Genomic DNA, 14,801 nt, shown 5'->3' with positions numbered 1-14,801 from the left:
GCCCCTCAGCCCGGGCCCGCCCCTCAGCCCTCGTCCCGCCCCTCAGCCCGGGCCCGCCCCTCAGCCCTCGTCCCGCCCCTCAGTCCTCGTCCACGCCGCTCAGCCCTCGTCCCGTCCCTCAGTCCTCGATGTCCCCGAAGTGGTCCCAGCCGCCCTTGCTCGTCCACGGCGCGCCGTCGACCGTCACCTGGGGCAGCGCGGACGGGTTGAGGACCTCGCCGATGACCTTCCAGCGGGCCGGCAGCTTCACGTCGGGCGGGAAGGTCGCCACGATCGCGTGGTCCTCTCCCCCGGTCAGCACCCACTGGAGCGGGTCGACGCCGACCGCCTGCCCGATGTCGGACATCTGGGTGGGGATGTCGATGAGGCCCGAGCGCAGGTCGATGCGGACCTTGCTGGCCTCGGCGATGTGTCCGAGGTCGGCGACCAGTCCGTCGCTGACGTCCGTCATCGCGGTGGCGCCGAGCCCGGCCGCCGCGGGACCCGCGTGGTACGGGGGCTCCGGCCGCCGGTGCGCCTCCACGAAGGCGCGCGGCGAGCGGAAGCCGCGGGAGAGGACCGCGTGCCCGGCCGCCGACCAGCCCAGCCAGCCGGTCACGGCGACCACGTCGCCCGGCTGCGCACCGGAGCGCACCACGGGCTCGTGGTTGCGGAGGTCACCGAGCGCGGTGATCGCGACGGTGATGGTGTCCCCCCGTACGACGTCCCCGCCGACCACGGCGGCGCCCGCCACCTGGCACTCGTCGCGCAGCCCGTCCATCAGCTCGGTCGGCCAGGTGGCCGGGAGTTCGGCGGGCACCACCAGGCCGAGCAGCAGCGCAGTGGGCACCGCGCCCATGGCGGCGATGTCGGCGAGGTTCTGCGCGGCGGCCTTGCGGCCCACGTCGTACGCCGTCGACCAGTCGCGGCGGAAGTGCCTGCCCTCCAGCAGGATGTCCGTACTGGCGACGACCCGCCGGTCCGGTGCGGCCACGACAGCGGCGTCGTCGCCCGGCCCGAGCCGGACGGCCGGGGTGGTGGTGAGCCGGGAGGTGAGCTCCCGGATGAGGCCGAACTCCCCCAGTTCGCCCACGGTGCCCTTCATCAATGTGCCCCTTCTGCCCCAGTGCGCTTGCGGTCGCGAGCCGACCCTGCTGTAGGTACCGTCAACATGTACGTCAACTTCTGTTGGCCGTAGGCCGTGGCGTCCGCCGTCACGCACCTCGTGCACCTCTTGCGTAAGGGCGTCACCGGCCGCGCAGGTCTCCCCACCGCCCGCGACGACACGGTACGGTGGCGTCTCTTTCCCCCACCCCACATGATCCTCGTGGCCGCTTTGGAGGTTCCGTGGTACAGGCGTACATCCTCATCCAGACCGAAGTCGGCAAGGCGTCGACCGTCGCCGATCTGATCGGCAAGATAGCGGGAGTCATCCAGGCCGAGGACGTGACCGGTCCCTACGACGTGATCGTGCGGGCCCAGTCGGACACCGTCGACGAGCTCGGCCGCATGGTGGTTGCCAAGATCCAGCAGGTGGACGGCATCACACGCACCCTGACCTGCCCGGTCGTCCACCTGTAACCCCCGTCTACCCTGGCTCGGTGACTTCTTCGAACCACCGGCTCCGCCGGACATCGGCCGCCGCGGCGATCCTGCTGTCGGCGGCCGTCGCCTGTTCTCCCACCGACGTCACTTCGGCAACGGCGGTTCCCACGCCGCCCGCGCAGACCGCGGAGTACTGCCAGGCGCTCCACAAGGAGCTTCCGGAGAAGGTCATCGAGGACGCCGAACGGCGTGACGTGTCGCCCAGGTCCCCGCTGACCGCGGGCTGGGGCGACCCGGCGATCGTACTGCGCTGCGGGATCGACCGGCCCGCCGAGATGGACGATCCGAACGCGAACGGGGTGGATGTCGACGGGGTCAGCTGGATGTTCCAGGACCGGGGCGAGGACGGGCTGCGCTTCGTCACCACCTACCGCGAGGCGTACGTCGAGCTGACCGTCCCCGCGTCGTACCACGCGGACGCGGGGATCCTGGTCAAGTTGGCGAAGCCGGTCGAACGGACGATCCCCAAGTCCCTGGCGGACCCGCAGTTCTGAGCGAGCCGCTAGCGCAGCCCGGTGGGCCGCCGCAGGGCCGCCGTGATCAGCCGGTCGACCAGCTCCGGGTAGCTCACGCCGCTCTCCTGCCACATCCGCGGGTACATGGAGATCGGGGTGAAGCCCGGCATCGTGTTGATCTCGTTGATCACGAACTCGCCGTCGTCCTGCAGGAAGAAGTCCGCCCGCACCAGGCCCTCGCAGGCCGCCGCGTCGAACGCCGCCACCGCGAGCCGCTGGAGCTCGGCCGTCTGCTCCTCGGTCAGCGGCGCGGGCACGATCCCGGCCGCCGAGTCGATGTACTTGGCCTCGAAGTCGTAGAAGTCGTGCGCGGAGACCGGCGGGATCTCGGCCGGCACGCTCGCCCGCGGGCCGTCCTCGAACTCCAGCACCCCGCACTCGATCTCGCGGCCGGTCAGCAGCGACTCGACGAGCACCTTGGGGTCGTGCCGCCTGGCCTCCTCGATCGCCTCGTCGAGGCCGGAGAGTTCGTTGACCTTGGTGATGCCCATCGAGGAGCCGCCGCGGGCGGGCTTCACGAAGAGCGGCCAGCCGTGCTCGCCCGCGAAGTCGACGATCTTCTTACGGGCGGCCGAGGGGTCGTTGTCCCACTCCCGGGGGCGGATCACCTCGTAGGGGCCGACCGGCAGCCCGAAGGAGGTGAAGACGCGCTTCATGTACTCCTTGTCCTGGCCGACCGCGGAGGACAGCACGCCCGACCCGACGTAGGGGACGCCGGAGAGTTCGAGCAGGCCCTGGAGGGTGCCGTCCTCGCCGTACGGGCCGTGCAGCATCGGGAAGACGACGTCGACCTCGCCCAGCGCCTTGGGCACGGAGCCCGGCTCGCTGTAGACGACCTCGCGGTTGGCCGGGTCGACGGAGAGGACCACGGCGCCTTCGGCCGACTCCGCGAGCTGCTCCATGCTGGGCACCTTGCGGTCGGAGATCGCCATCCGGTCGGGCGCGTCGGCGGTCAGCACCCAACGCCCGTCCGTGGTGATGCCGATCGGCAGCACGTCGTACTTCTCGCGGTCGATGGCCTGCATGATCGCGCCGGCGGTGACGATCGAAATGCCGTGTTCGGAACTACGGCCGCCGAAGACGACCGCCACGCGCGGCTTGCGGGGCTCCTGGTCAGGGCTCTGGGGGAGGTTCTCGCTGCTCATATCGGCTTGAGGGTACCCGCTGTGCCCGCAGGAATCAGCGCTCGGGCTTGGCGCTGCGCGACATCAGTTCCTTCACCGCGACCAGCGGCGGCTTGCCCTCGTGGACGATGCTCACCACCGTCTCGGTGATCGGCATCTCGACGCCGTGCCGCTGCGCCAGGTCCAGTACGGACTCGCAGGACTTGACGCCCTCGGCGGTCTGCCGGGTGGCGGCGACTGCCTCCTGGAGGGTCATGCCGCGGCCCAGGTTCATGCCGAAGGTGTTGTTGCGCGACAGCGGGGACGAGCAGGTGGCGACCAGGTCGCCCATGCCCGCGAGGCCGGCGAAGGTGTGCGCGTCGGCGCCCATCGCGAGGCCGAGGCGGGTGGTCTCGGCGAGACCGCGGGTGATGAGCGAGGCCTTGGTGTTGTCGCCGAGCCCCATGCCGTTGGCGATGCCGACGGCGAGCGCGATGACGTTCTTGACGGCGCCGCCCAGCTCCACGCCGACCACGTCGGTGGTCGTGTACGGGCGGAAGTACGGGGTGTGGCAGGCCGCCTGGAACCGTACGGCCGCGTCCTCGTCCGGGCAGGCGACGACCGCCGCGGCGGGGTGCCTGGCGGCGATCTCCTTCGAGAGGTTGGGCCCGCTGAGCACGGCGACGCGCTCGTCGGGCACCTTGGCCACCTCGGCGACGACCTCGCTCATCCGCTTCGCGGTGCCCAGTTCGACGCCCTTCATCAGGGAGACCAGGACCGAGTCGGCGGGCAGCAGGTCCTTCCAGCCGCTCAGGTTCTCGCGCAGGGTCTGCGAGGGGACGCACAGGACGACGAAGTCCGCGCCCGCCGCGGCCCGTGCGGCGTCCGCCGTGGCCGTGATGCCCGCGGGGAGTTCGACCCCCGGCAGGTACTCGGGGTTGGTACGCGTGGCGTTGATGACATCCGCACGGGAGGCGTTGCGCCCCCACAGGGACACCTCGCAGCCCGCGTCGGCGAGCACCATGCCGAACGCGGTCCCCCAGGAGCCGTTGCCGAAGACGGCGACCCTTGTCACTTCGTGTCCTCCCCGGACTTCGCCCGCAGTTCGGCCGCCCGGCGCCGCAGCTCGGCCCGCGCCCTGCGGTGGTCGTACACCTCGGCGGGCACCGGCTCCTGCCGCACCTCCGCGAGGAGTTCGGTGATGGCGGCCATGATGACCTCGGTGGCCTCGCGGAGCACGTCCGGCGTGGGTTCCTTGTCGTAGAACCGCTCCAGGTCGACCGGCGGCCCCGCCTGCACCTGGAGGGTCTTGCGCGGGAAGAAGTTGGTCTTCTTCCCCTTCGCGTACGGCGGCATCGCGAGGTTGGCGCCCCACTGGGCGACCGGGATGACGGGCGCCCTGGTCTGCAGCGCGACCCGGGCGGCCCCGGTCTTGCCCGCCATCGGCCACATGTCGGGGTCGCGGGTGAGGGTGCCCTCGGGGTAGAAGGCGACGCACTCGCCGCGCTCGACGGCCTCGATGGCGGCCCGGAAGGCGGTCATCGCGTCCGTCGTCTCGCGGTAGACCGGGATCTGGCCGGTCCCGCGCAGCATCATGCCGACGAACGGGGTCTTGAAGAGTCCCGCCTTGGCGAGGAAGCGCGGCACCCGGCCGGTGTTGTACTGCCAGTGCGCGTAGGACAGCGGGTCCACGTAGGAGTTGTGGTTCACGGCGGTGATGAAACCGCCGTCCGCCGGAATGTGCTCCATTCCTCGCCAGTCCCGCCTGAACAGAACCAGCAGCGGGGGTTTGGCGATGACCGCGGCCAGGCGGTACCAGAAGCCGATTCTGCGGCGGGACACTCAGGACACCTTCCTCTGGGACCCTGGCCACTGCACCCCGTGTGCACCTGCGCCTGGTTCAGGCGGACAAGTGTCGCCCCGGGTCCCTCGTCTGTCGAGAACACTACGCCCCGGCCCGGGGGCCGGGCCTCCCGGTTGTCGGGGCCCCGGGCGACAATGGGGCCGTTCGCACCCCGATCACGCACGAGGACGCACCGGCCGCGCCCGGACGAAAGGCCCGCAGCTTGAAACCGTCCCGGCCCCCTTCCTGGTCCCTGGTCGTCCCGCTGAAGCCCCTGGCGCGGGCGAAGAGCAGGCTCGCGCCCGTCGTTCCCGACCGGCTCAGGCCCGGCCTCGCCCTGGCCTTCGCCCAGGACACCGTGGCCGCCGCGCTGGCCTGCGGGGCGGTACGGGATGTGGTGGTCGTCACGGACGACACCGCGGCCGGCGACGCACTCGCCGAGTTGGGCGCGCGCATCGTCCCCGACGTACCCGCGGACGGACTCAACGCGGCGCTGGCGTACGGGGCGCGGACGGTACGGGCCACCAGGCCCACGGCCGCGGTCGCCGCGCTGAACGCGGATCTGCCCGCGCTGCGCCCCGCGGAATTGCAGCAGGTGCTGAGCCGGGCGGCGGAATTTCCGCGCGCATTTCTGACCGATGCCGCAGGAATCGGAACTACATTCCTTTCCGCTGCGCCAGAAGTGGAATTGAGGCCCTCGTTCGGGGGACCTTCACGTATGCGGCACATCCTTTCCGGCGCGGAGGAGCTGCTGCTGGAATTGGTGGATTCCGTGCGGCAGGACGTCGATACCGGGGACGATCTGCGCGCCGCGTTCGCCCTGGGAGCGGGCCCGTACACGGCGGCGCTGCGGGGTTCGCTGCCCGTCGGCCCCGGTACTCCCGTACGCCAGCCACAGCTCTAGGACCTGTCCTCCGCGGACCGTGCCGGGGTCGGGTGGCTGCCCCCGCCCGGAACGGCAAGACCCTTGACCCGGCCCTGCGGATACCCTGACGGCCATGCAGGCGACCGCGTACACGTACGACTCCGAGACCCGCAGCGGCAGTGTGCTGCTCGACGACGGCACCCCGGTGCCCTTCGACGCGGCGGCCTTCGACGCGGGAGGCCTGCGGCTGCTGCGCGCGGGCCAGCGGGTGCGGATCGAGAGGGCGGGCGACGACGCGGACGGCCCGGTCACCCTGGTGACGCTCCAGACCTTCTGAGCGGGCCTCCGGGCCTTCCGCACGGGTCTCCAGGCCTTCTGAACGGGCTTCCGGGCCTCTGAGCTGCTGTCTCTCCCCCCAGGGCCTCCGCGGCCGTGCAACGCCACCCCGGCGACCGTCCCACCCCGCCCCGGACGCACCGCGGGCCGGGCTCCCCGGAGGGAGCCCGGCCCGGCGTGTAGTACCGCGTGCCAGAACTACTTCTTCTTGGCGGTGGTCTTCTTGGCGGTGGTCTTGCGCGCCGTGGTCTTCTTGGCGGGCGCCTTCGTGGCGGCGGTGGCCTTCTTGGCCGCCGGGGCGGTCTTCTTGGCCACGGCCTTCTTGGTCGTGCCGGCGGTCTTGGCCGGAGCGGTCTTCTTCGCCGTGGCGGTCGTCTTCTTGGCCGCCGGGGTCGCCTTCTTGGCGGTGGCCGAGGACGTCTTCTTCGCCGTCGCCGAGGTCTTCTTGGCGGGCGTCGCGGTCGTCTTCTTCGCGGCGGTGGCCTTCTTGGTCGCGGTCGCCTTCTTGGCGGTGGCCTTCTTGGCCGCGGCCTTGGCGGTCGTGCGGGTGGAAGAACCGCCCGACAGGCTGCCCTTGGGTGCCTTCTTCACGGCGACGTCGTTCTTCGGGAGCTTCTTCGAGCCGGCCACCAGGTCCTTGAAGCCCTGACCCGCGCGGAAACGCGGCACCGAGGTCTTCTTGACCCGAACGCGCTCACCCGTCTGCGGGTTGCGGGCGTACCGGGCCGGGCGGTCGACCTTCTCGAACGAGCCGAATCCGGTGACCGAGACGCGGTCGCCGGCGACGACGGCGCGGACGACAGCGTCCAGGACGGCGTCCACGGCGTCAGCGGCCTGCTGACGGCCGCCGACCTTGTCGGCAATCGCTTCTACGAGCTGGGCCTTGTTCACGTCTTCCCCTTCGGAGACATTGCCGGAACGAAATGTCCAGGCTTATTCGCACGTTAGGCAGATATATACCGCAAATCAAACACGAAACGGGCTAATCACCCTAGTGCCGCAACGAAGTAGGCCTTGCGGGAGTCCTTGTGGAGTTCCATAGGCCTAGTCGCCTTCAGGGAATCGGCCCTCGTCGAGGTCCTTCATCAACCTGCTCAGACGCCTAGCCGCAGTCGCGAGATCGTGTTTCGCCCCGGCCGATATGACCAGCAGCTTCCGGGACAGCGCCATCCGTACGCCCTCCGGGACTTGCAGTGCACGCACCCGTGTGTGTGCTTCTTTCAGTTGGTCCGCGACTGCCTCGTAGAGCTCGAGTTGGCTGTCACGTTCCATGCACCGATTGTGCCATCTGGGGCGAGTTGTCGCCTCCGCCGGGGGCAACTAACGGAATTCCAGGTTCCATCAGCCCCTCAAGTCACTTCCGCCCCACTGCCCAACTCACCTGCTCACATGCGCAGTTGAGAGCCGGAACACAGTTCGGCGCCCCCCGCCACGAATGGCGGGGGGCGCCGAAAGTGAGTCATGGATCTCAGGCCGAACGGGCTACCGAAGACCCGTGAACGGGGCCTGATCGAGCTCCGGCCGACGGTCAGGCGCGGATCGTACTCGGCTTGTGGGCCGGGCGGCTTGATTCGTACGCCGAGATCGAGTCCTCGTTCTGCAGCGTGATGGAGATGTCGTCCAGGCCGTTCAGCAGCCGCCAGCGGGCGTTCTCGTCCAACTCGAAGTCGGCGGTGACACCCTGGGCGCGGACCTGCCTGTCCTGCAGATCAACGGTGATTTCGGCGGTCGGGTCGCTCTCCACGAGCTTCCAGAGCCGCTCCACCGTCTCCTGCGGCAGCACCACCGTGAGCAGGCCGTTCTTGAGTGAATTGCCCCGGAAGATGTCCGCGAAACGCGAGGACACAACTGTCTTGAAACCGTAGTTCTGCAGGGCCCAGACGGCGTGCTCACGGGAGGAGCCGGTGCCGAAGTCGGGCCCAGCGACCAGTACCGAGGCATCCGCGTGCTCGGGCCTGTTGAGCACGAACTCCGGGTCCTTGCGCCAGGCCTCGAAGAGCCCGTCCTCGAAACCGTCCCTGGTGACCTTCTTCAGCCAGTGCGCGGGGATGATCTGGTCGGTGTCCACGTTGGAGCGGCGCAGGGGCACTGCCCGGCCGGTGTGCGCGGTGAAAGCTTCCATGGTTCTCAGGCCTCCACGAGGGCGGTTGCGGCTGCGTCGGTCAGGTCTGCGGGCGCGGCGAGGTGGCCAAGCACCGCGGTCGCGGCGGCGACCTGCGGGGACACCAGGTGGGTACGGCCGCCCTTGCCCTGCCTGCCCTCGAAGTTGCGGTTGGAGGTGGAGGCGGAGCGCTCGCCGGGGGCGAGCTGGTCCGGGTTCATGCCCAGGCACATCGAACAGCCCGCGTGCCGCCATTCGGCGCCTGCGGCGACGAACACCTTGTCCAGGCCCTCGTCGATGGCCTGCAGCGCCACCCGTACGGAACCGGGGACCACCAGCATCCGTACCCCGTCGGCGACCGAACGGCCCTCGACGATCGCGGCTGCCGCACGCAGGTCCTCGATGCGGCCGTTGGTGCAGGACCCCACGAAGACGGTGTCGACCTTGATGTCACGGAGCGGCTGCCCGGCGGTCAACCCCATGTACTCCAGGGCCTTTTCGGCGGCGTACCGCTCCGATGCGTCTTCGTACGAAGCAGGATCGGGGACGCGCGCCGACAGCGGGGCGCCCTGGCCGGGGTTGGTGCCCCAGGTGACGAACGGCGCCAGCGAGGCGGCGTCGATGAGGACCTCCGCGTCGAAGACGGCGTCGTCGTCGCTCCTGAGCGTCTCCCAGTACGCCACGGCGGCGTCCCAGTCGGCGTCCTTCGGGGCGTGGTCGCGGCCCTTGAGGTAGTCGAAGGTGGTGGCGTCGGGGGCGATCATGCCCGCCCGCGCGCCGGCCTCGATCGACATGTTGCAGATGGTCATGCGGGCTTCCATCGACAGTTTCTCGATGGCGGGGCCCCGGTACTCCAGGACGTAGCCCTGACCGCCACCCGTGCCGATCTTGGCGATGATCGCCAGGATCAGGTCCTTGGCGGTGACGGTGTCGGGCAGTTCGCCCTCCACCGTGATGGCCATCGTCTTGGGGCGCGCCATCGGGAGCGTCTGCGTCGCCAGGACGTGCTCCACCTGGGAGGTGCCGATGCCGAAGGCCAGCGCGCCGAACGCGCCGTGCGTGGAGGTGTGCGAGTCGCCGCAGACGACCGTGGTGCCCGGCTGGGTCAGCCCGAGCTGCGGCCCGACCACGTGGACGACGCCCTGCTCGACGTCGCCCAGCGGGTGCAGCCGGACGCCGAACTCGGCGCAGTTCTTGCGCAGCGTCTCCAGCTGGATCCGGGAGACCGGGTCCGCGATGGGCTTGTCGATGTCGAGGGTCGGGGTGTTGTGGTCCTCGGTCGCGATGGTGAGGTCGAGGCGCCGTACCGGACGGCCGTTCTTCCGCAGTCCGTCGAAGGCCTGCGGGCTGGTGACCTCGTGCAGCAGGTGAAGGTCGATGAAGAGCAGGTCGGGCTCCCCTTCGGCGCGCCGGACGACATGGTCGTCCCAGACCTTCTCCGCGAGTGTCCTACCCATCGCTTTCCCTCCGGCCGGCGGCTTTGCCGGCTCAACTAGAGATGTCGGTTCACCCCGCCCGGACCCCCGTACGGGGCGGTGACCGCGGGCCGTTGTACGGCCGCCTGTACAGCGTGACAAGTTCGTTGGAAAATTGAACTTGCGTTTCACAGAGTGAGACGCGAGTATCGACGCATGGACAACTCTAGCGGCGTCGGCGTTCTCGACAAGGCGGCGCTCGTGCTGAGCGCCCTGGAGTCCGGTCCGGCCACCCTCGCGGGGTTGGTCGCGGCCACCGGGCTCGCACGACCCACGGCACACCGGCTCGCCGTGGCACTGGAACACCACCGACTGGTGGCGAGGGACATGCAGGGCCGTTTCATCCTCGGCCCCCGGCTCTCCGAACTCTCCGCAGCGGCGGGCGAGGACCGCCTCCTGGCCACGGCGGGCCCGGTGCTCACGCACCTGCGCGACGTGACCGGCGAGAGCGCCCAGCTCTACCGCCGCCAGGGCGACATGCGCATCTGTGTCGCCGCGGCGGAACGCCTGTCCGGACTGCGGGACACCGTGCCGGTGGGCTCCACGCTCACCATGAAGGCCGGTTCCTCCGCACAGATCCTGATGGCCTGGGAGGAGCCGGAGCGCCTGCACCGGGGTCTCCAGGGCGCGCGTTTCACGGCCACCGCGCTGTCCGGTGTACGGCGCCGCGGCTGGGCCCAGTCGATCGGCGAGCGCGAGCCGGGCGTGGCCTCGGTCTCCGCCCCGGTGCGCGGCCCGTCCAACCGCGTGGTCGCCGCCGTCTCGGTCTCCGGACCGATCGAGCGGCTGACCCGCCACCCCGGCCGGATGCACGCCCAGGCGGTCATCGACTCGGCGGCCCGCCTCTCGGAGGCCCTGCGCCGCTCCGGCGGCAGCTGACCTTTCGCACTGCGGTACGCGGGGCCCACGGCCGGCCGCGTACCGCAGCGGCGTGTTCAACGTCCGCTGCCCGCAACGCACTTGGGCATCTCTTCACACACACTGGCCACGCACGCAAGAAGGCCCCCCGCATCACTGATGCGGGGGGCCTTCCTCACGAACGTACCCCCGACCGGATTCGAACCGGCGCTACCGCCTTGAGAGGGCGGCGTGCTAGGCCGCTACACAACGGGGGCCTGCAACATGCAGATTGACCTGCCGCTCGAAGAACGAGGGGATCAACTTGCGCTGGGCTACCAGGACTCGAACCTAGAATGACGGTACCAGAAACCGTAGTGTTGCCAATTACACCATAGCCCATGGTGGTTTCAACCATTTTGAATTGATTGCTACCAGTACCCCCGACCGGATTCGAACCGGCGCTACCGCCTTGAGAGGGCGGCGTGCTAGGCCGCTACACAACGGGGGCCCTAGCGATCCTTGCGTCGATACATCCAGGAGCGACCTGAAGGTGTCGGAAAGAAAGGATCTGTACCCCCGACCGGATTCGAACCGGCGCTACCGCCTTGAGAGGGCGGCGTGCTAGGCCGCTACACAACGGGGGCCCTAGCAGAGCTGCATGCACTTCACTTGCGTGACTTCAACAACTCTTGCGAGCTGGGCTACCAGGACTCGAACCTAGAATGACGGTACCAGAAACCGTAGTGTTGCCAATTACACCATAGCCCACCAAAACGCAACCCCCTGATCGGGGGTTTCTGTTCGGCTTGCGCTTCCCGACCGGACCTTTCGGCCTTCTCGGGCGGCGCAGAAAGAACATTACCCGAAGGTGTCCGGGGCTCCAAAACGGGTATTGCCGCGCAGCAGCTCAGGCACCTGATCGAGTCCGGACACGGAGACCAGATCGGGTTGGCCGCCCGCCCCCGAGCGGTCGAGCCAGATCCCGGTGAGCCCGGCGGCCACGGCGCCCCGGGCGTCGATGTCCGGTTGGTCACCGATGTACGCGACCTCGTGCGGCGGCAGCGCGAGGGCGTCGCAGGCCGCGTGGAAGGCCGCTGGGTGCGGCTTGGACACCCCGAGCTCGGCGGCGCACAGCACGGCCTCGAAGCGACTGCGCACCCCGAGGACCCGGAGCTTGCGCTCCTGGTTGCGGATGCTGGAGTTGGAGAGGACCGCGTGCCGGTAGCCCTCGGCCAGGGCGTCCAGGACCGGCACCGCGTCGGGGAAGAGGGCCCACGCGGCCTCGTAGTGCGAGACGTGCCGGGCGAACCAGTCGTCGGCCGCCGCGTCCGGTACGTCCGTGCCGAGGAAGTCCCGGATGCGCTGCCGGCGCTGCTCGTCGAAGGTGACCTCACCGGCGGCGAACCGTGCCCAGTGCAGCTCGGTGAGCTCCTGCCAGCGCCCGAGCGCCTGCTCCGCGCTCCCGTACCCGGCGGGCAGCCCCTCGGCCGCGAAGTGCCGTGTCATCCCGGTGCGGTCGGCGGTGGAGTAGTCGAAGATCGTGTCGTCGATGTCCCAGAGGACCGCGCGGATGGCCATGGACCCAGGCTAGCCGCGGGACACCTCGGAGCGGGCCGGCCGCGGGGGGCCGGGCACGGCCGAGGGGCGGCAGCCCGGCCGGCTGCCGCCCCTCGCGGACGTACGGGAAGTGCTTACGCGGCCAGCTTCGCCAGCGCCGCGTCGATGCGGGCCAGGGTCTTGTCCTTGCCCAGGATTTCGAGGGACTCGAAGAGGGGCAGGCCGACCGTGCGGCCGGTGACGGCGACGCGGACCGGGGCCTGGGCCTTGCCGAGCTTGAGGCCGTGCGCCTCGCCCGCGGTGAGGACGGCGTTCTTGAGGGACTCGGGGTCCGCCCAGTCGGCGCCTTCGAGGTTCGTGCGGGCCGTGGTCAGCAGGGCGGCCGGGTCGCCCTTGCCCATGGCCTTGGCCCAGGAGGCCTCGTCCTCGACCGGCTCCTGGCGGAACAGGAAGTCGACGTTGGCCGTGATGTCGGAGAGGACCGTGACGCGGGTCTGGGCGTGCGGGGCGATGGCCTCCCACGCGGCGCGGTCGAAGTCCTCGGGGGCCCAGTTGGCGTGCGGGGCCCGCAGCCACGGCTCGCAGGCCTCGGCGAAGGCCTTGGGGTCCAGGAGGCGGATGTGGTCGGCGTTGATCGACTCGGCCTTCTTGAGGTCGAAGCGGGCCGGGTTGGCGTTGACGTCGGCGACGTCGAACTTCTCGATCAGCTCACGGACCGTGAAGATGTCCTGGTCGGCGGAGAAGGACCAGCCGAGCAGCGAGAGGTAGTTGAGCAGGCCCTCGGGGAGGAAGCCGCGCTCGCGGTAGACGTTGAGCGAGGCCTGCGGGTCGCGCTTGGAGAGCTTCTTGTTGCCCTCGCCCATGACGTAGGGCAGGTGGCCGAAGGCGGGGAGCTTCTCGGAGACGCCCAGCGAGATCAGCGCCCGGTGCAGAGCGATCTGGCGCGGTGTGGAGGAGAGCAGGTCCTCGCCGCGCAGGACGTGGGTGATCTCCATCAGGGCGTCGTCGATCGGGTTGACCAGCGTGTAGAGCGGGGCTCCGTTCGCGCGGACGATGCCGTAGTCCGGGGTGTTCTCGGGCAGGACGGTGATCTCGCCGCGGACCAGGTCCGTGAAGGTGATCGCCTCGTCGGGCATCCGGAAGCGGACGATCGCCGAGCGGCCCTCGGCCTCGTACGCCTGCTTCTGCTCGGCGGTGAGGTCGCGGCAGTGGCCGTCGTAGCCGGAGGGCTTTCCCGCGGCGCGGGCGGCGTCGCGGCGGGCGTCCAGCTCCTCGGTGGAGCAGTAGCAGTGGTAGGCGTGGCCGGCGGCCAGCAGCTTCTCTGCGATGTCCTTGTAGAGGTCCATCCGCTGGGACTGGCGGTACGGCGCGTGCGGGCCGCCGACCTCCGGGCCCTCGTCCCAGTCGAGGCCGAGCCAGCGCATGGAGTCGAGGAGCTGCTGGTACGACTCCTCCGAGTCCCGCGCGGCGTCGGTGTCCTCGATGCGGAAGACCATGCTGCCGCCGGTGTGCCGGGCGTACGCCCAGTTGAACAGGGCGGTACGGACCAGGCCCACGTGCGGGTTGCCCGTCGGGGAGGGGCAGAACCGTACGCGGACGGGGGCGGAGGGGGTGTTAGCCACGCTTGATCACCTTGTTGGTGAGAGTGCCGATGCCTTCGATGGTGACGGCGACCTCGTCGCCGACGTTCAGGGGTCCGACACCCGCGGGGGTGCCGGTGAGGATGACGTCTCCCGGGAGGAGGGTCATCGCCTCGGAGACGTGCGCGACCAGTTCCGCGACCGAACGGACCATGTCGCTGGTGCGGCCGAGCTGGCGCTGTTCCCCGTTGACCGTGCACTGGATGGTGAGGTCGGCGGGGTCGAGGTCGGTCTCGACCCAGGGGCCCAGGGGGCAGGAGGTGTCGAAGCCCTTGGCGCGGGCCCACTGCTTCTCGCGCTTCTGCACGTCACGGGCGGTGACGTCGTTGGCGGCCGTGTAGCCGAGGACGACGTCCTTGACGCGGGACGGCGGGACCTCGCGGCACATCCGGCCGATGACCACGGCCAGTTCGGCCTCGTGGTGCAGCTCGGAGGAGAAGGAGGGGTACGCGATCGGGTCACCGGGGCCGATCACCGAGGTGGACGGCTTGAAGAAGGTCACCGGGATCTCAGGGCGGCCCTGGTCGTCGACGATCGAGTGGCCGAGCTCCGCCGCGTGCTCCGCGTAGTTGCGGCCGATGGCCACGACCTTGCTGGGCAGCACGGGCGGCAGGAGCCGCACCTTGTCGAGCGGGACCTTGACGCCGGAGAGCTCGAAGTCGGCGTACGGAATGCCCTTGATGATGTCGAGGACGAGGCCACCGGATTCGATGGTCCCGTCGCCCTCGACCGCGCCGAAGGCGACATTGCCGTCGATGGAGAATCTGGCGATGCGCACTGTGTGCCTGCGCCCCTTACCTGAGCTGGCTGAAGTCTGACGCTCCAGGCTAACGCGGGTGCGGGCACGGGCTCCGCCCCTCCGGTCGCCGGGGACCGCCCGGACTGTCGTCGGGAACCGCCCGGACTGTCGCCGGGAACCGCCCGGCTGGTCGCCGGGAGCCC

16 protein-coding genes and 5 tRNA genes are annotated in these 14,801 nt (G+C 70.0%); 5 read left to right on the top strand and 16 right to left on the bottom strand.

The window, feature by feature from the left end; all coding sequences use genetic code 11:
- Nucleotides 1-118: 118 nt before the first annotated feature.
- Nucleotides 119-1,084 (bottom strand): thiamine-phosphate kinase, encoded by a 966-nt coding sequence (locus ACIQM4_RS24345; RefSeq protein WP_401595293.1) that lies wholly within the window; start codon nt 1,082-1,084, stop codon nt 119-121.
- Between the two features lie 242 nt (nt 1,085-1,326).
- Between ACIQM4_RS24345 and ACIQM4_RS24340 the strand changes: the two genes are divergently transcribed.
- Nucleotides 1,327-1,560: an Lrp/AsnC ligand binding domain-containing protein gene (locus ACIQM4_RS24340; RefSeq protein WP_399440237.1), complete on the top strand. Its 234-nt coding sequence runs from the start codon at nt 1,327-1,329 to the stop codon at nt 1,558-1,560.
- Between the two features lie 20 nt (nt 1,561-1,580).
- Nucleotides 1,581-2,078 (top strand): DUF3515 domain-containing protein, encoded by a 498-nt coding sequence (locus tag ACIQM4_RS24335; protein ID WP_401595289.1) that lies wholly within the window; start codon nt 1,581-1,583, stop codon nt 2,076-2,078.
- Nucleotides 2,079-2,086: 8 nt separating this feature from the next.
- Here the strand turns inward: ACIQM4_RS24335 and ACIQM4_RS24330 are convergent, their stop codons facing one another.
- The 3 genes from ACIQM4_RS24330 to ACIQM4_RS24320 are packed head-to-tail and all read right to left on the bottom strand — an operon-like array spanning nt 2,087 to nt 5,044.
- Nucleotides 2,087-3,244, bottom strand: coding sequence for a D-alanine--D-alanine ligase family protein (locus ACIQM4_RS24330; protein ID WP_401595287.1), 1,158 nt, complete (start codon nt 3,242-3,244; stop codon nt 2,087-2,089).
- A 34-nt stretch (nt 3,245-3,278) separates the two neighbouring features.
- Nucleotides 3,279-4,277 (bottom strand): NAD(P)H-dependent glycerol-3-phosphate dehydrogenase, encoded by a 999-nt coding sequence (locus tag ACIQM4_RS24325; protein ID WP_401595285.1) that lies wholly within the window; start codon nt 4,275-4,277, stop codon nt 3,279-3,281.
- Nucleotides 4,274-5,044 carry a lysophospholipid acyltransferase family protein gene (locus ACIQM4_RS24320; protein WP_401595282.1) on the bottom strand — a complete coding sequence of 257 codons (771 nt, stop codon included), beginning with the start codon at nt 5,042-5,044 and terminating at the stop codon, nt 4,274-4,276. The genes ACIQM4_RS24325 and ACIQM4_RS24320 overlap by 4 nt, the downstream gene beginning before the upstream one ends.
- 224 nt (nt 5,045-5,268) lie before the next feature.
- Between ACIQM4_RS24320 and cofC the strand changes: the two genes are divergently transcribed.
- Together cofC and ACIQM4_RS24310 are read left to right on the top strand one after the other, a co-directional pair.
- Entirely contained in the window at nt 5,269-5,949 is a 681-nt protein-coding gene (gene cofC / locus ACIQM4_RS24315; protein WP_401595279.1) for a 2-phospho-L-lactate guanylyltransferase, read from the top strand.
- A gap of 94 nt (nt 5,950-6,043) precedes the next feature.
- The gene (locus ACIQM4_RS24310; protein WP_401595277.1) at nt 6,044-6,247 is read left to right on the top strand and encodes a hypothetical protein; all 204 of its coding nucleotides are present in this window, start codon (nt 6,044-6,046) and stop codon (nt 6,245-6,247) included.
- A gap of 197 nt (nt 6,248-6,444) precedes the next feature.
- On the opposite strand, the gene ACIQM4_RS24305 is transcribed toward ACIQM4_RS24310, so the two are convergent.
- The 4 genes from ACIQM4_RS24305 to leuC all read right to left on the bottom strand — a co-directional run bounded on the left by ACIQM4_RS24305 (nt 6,445) and on the right by leuC (nt 9,804).
- Nucleotides 6,445-7,137 (bottom strand): HU family DNA-binding protein, encoded by a 693-nt coding sequence (locus ACIQM4_RS24305; RefSeq protein ID WP_401595274.1) that lies wholly within the window; start codon nt 7,135-7,137, stop codon nt 6,445-6,447.
- Between the two features lie 153 nt (nt 7,138-7,290).
- Complete coding sequence (locus ACIQM4_RS24300; RefSeq protein WP_401595272.1) at nt 7,291-7,518, bottom strand: hypothetical protein; 228 nt, start codon at nt 7,516-7,518, stop codon at nt 7,291-7,293.
- Nucleotides 7,519-7,774: 256 nt separating this feature from the next.
- Nucleotides 7,775-8,368, bottom strand: a complete 594-nt coding sequence (gene leuD / locus ACIQM4_RS24295; RefSeq protein ID WP_401595270.1) for a 3-isopropylmalate dehydratase small subunit — start codon at nt 8,366-8,368, stop codon at nt 7,775-7,777.
- Nucleotides 8,369-8,373: 5 nt separating this feature from the next.
- Complete coding sequence (leuC, locus tag ACIQM4_RS24290; protein ID WP_401595268.1) at nt 8,374-9,804, bottom strand: 3-isopropylmalate dehydratase large subunit; 1,431 nt, start codon at nt 9,802-9,804, stop codon at nt 8,374-8,376.
- A gap of 174 nt (nt 9,805-9,978) precedes the next feature.
- On the opposite strand from leuC, the gene ndgR reads away from it, so the two are divergent.
- Nucleotides 9,979-10,701 carry an IclR family transcriptional regulator NdgR gene (gene ndgR / locus ACIQM4_RS24285; protein WP_401595265.1) on the top strand — a complete coding sequence of 241 codons (723 nt, stop codon included), beginning with the start codon at nt 9,979-9,981 and terminating at the stop codon, nt 10,699-10,701.
- Nucleotides 10,702-10,864: 163 nt separating this feature from the next.
- Here the strand turns inward: ndgR and ACIQM4_RS24280 are convergent.
- The 8 genes from ACIQM4_RS24280 to ACIQM4_RS24245 all read right to left on the bottom strand — a co-directional run bounded on the left by ACIQM4_RS24280 (nt 10,865) and on the right by ACIQM4_RS24245 (nt 14,637).
- Nucleotides 10,865-10,937: transfer RNA gene (locus tag ACIQM4_RS24280), tRNA-Glu, on the bottom strand.
- Between the two features lie 52 nt (nt 10,938-10,989).
- A tRNA-Gln gene (locus ACIQM4_RS24275) sits at nt 10,990-11,061 on the bottom strand.
- Between the two features lie 36 nt (nt 11,062-11,097).
- Nucleotides 11,098-11,170: transfer RNA gene (locus ACIQM4_RS24270), tRNA-Glu, on the bottom strand.
- Nucleotides 11,171-11,233: 63 nt separating this feature from the next.
- Nucleotides 11,234-11,306: transfer RNA gene (locus tag ACIQM4_RS24265), tRNA-Glu, on the bottom strand.
- A 52-nt stretch (nt 11,307-11,358) separates the two neighbouring features.
- Nucleotides 11,359-11,430, bottom strand: a tRNA-Gln gene (locus tag ACIQM4_RS24260).
- Nucleotides 11,431-11,520: 90 nt separating this feature from the next.
- Nucleotides 11,521-12,240 (bottom strand): HAD family hydrolase, encoded by a 720-nt coding sequence (locus ACIQM4_RS24255; protein WP_401595263.1) that lies wholly within the window; start codon nt 12,238-12,240, stop codon nt 11,521-11,523.
- A gap of 113 nt (nt 12,241-12,353) precedes the next feature.
- Nucleotides 12,354-13,841: a glutamate--tRNA ligase gene (gltX, locus tag ACIQM4_RS24250; protein ID WP_401595261.1), complete on the bottom strand. Its 1,488-nt coding sequence runs from the start codon at nt 13,839-13,841 to the stop codon at nt 12,354-12,356.
- Nucleotides 13,834-14,637: a fumarylacetoacetate hydrolase family protein gene (locus ACIQM4_RS24245; RefSeq protein WP_401595259.1), complete on the bottom strand. Its 804-nt coding sequence runs from the start codon at nt 14,635-14,637 to the stop codon at nt 13,834-13,836. Before ACIQM4_RS24245 ends, gltX begins: the two co-directional genes overlap by 8 nt.
- Nucleotides 14,638-14,801: the final 164 nt, after the last annotated feature.

Source organism: Streptomyces sp. NPDC091272 (assembly GCF_044757485.1).
Lineage (GTDB): Bacteria > Actinomycetota > Actinomycetes > Streptomycetales > Streptomycetaceae > Streptomyces.
The sequence above is the reverse complement of the archived record's forward strand: the minus strand, read 5'-3'. Positions and strand labels throughout refer to the sequence as shown.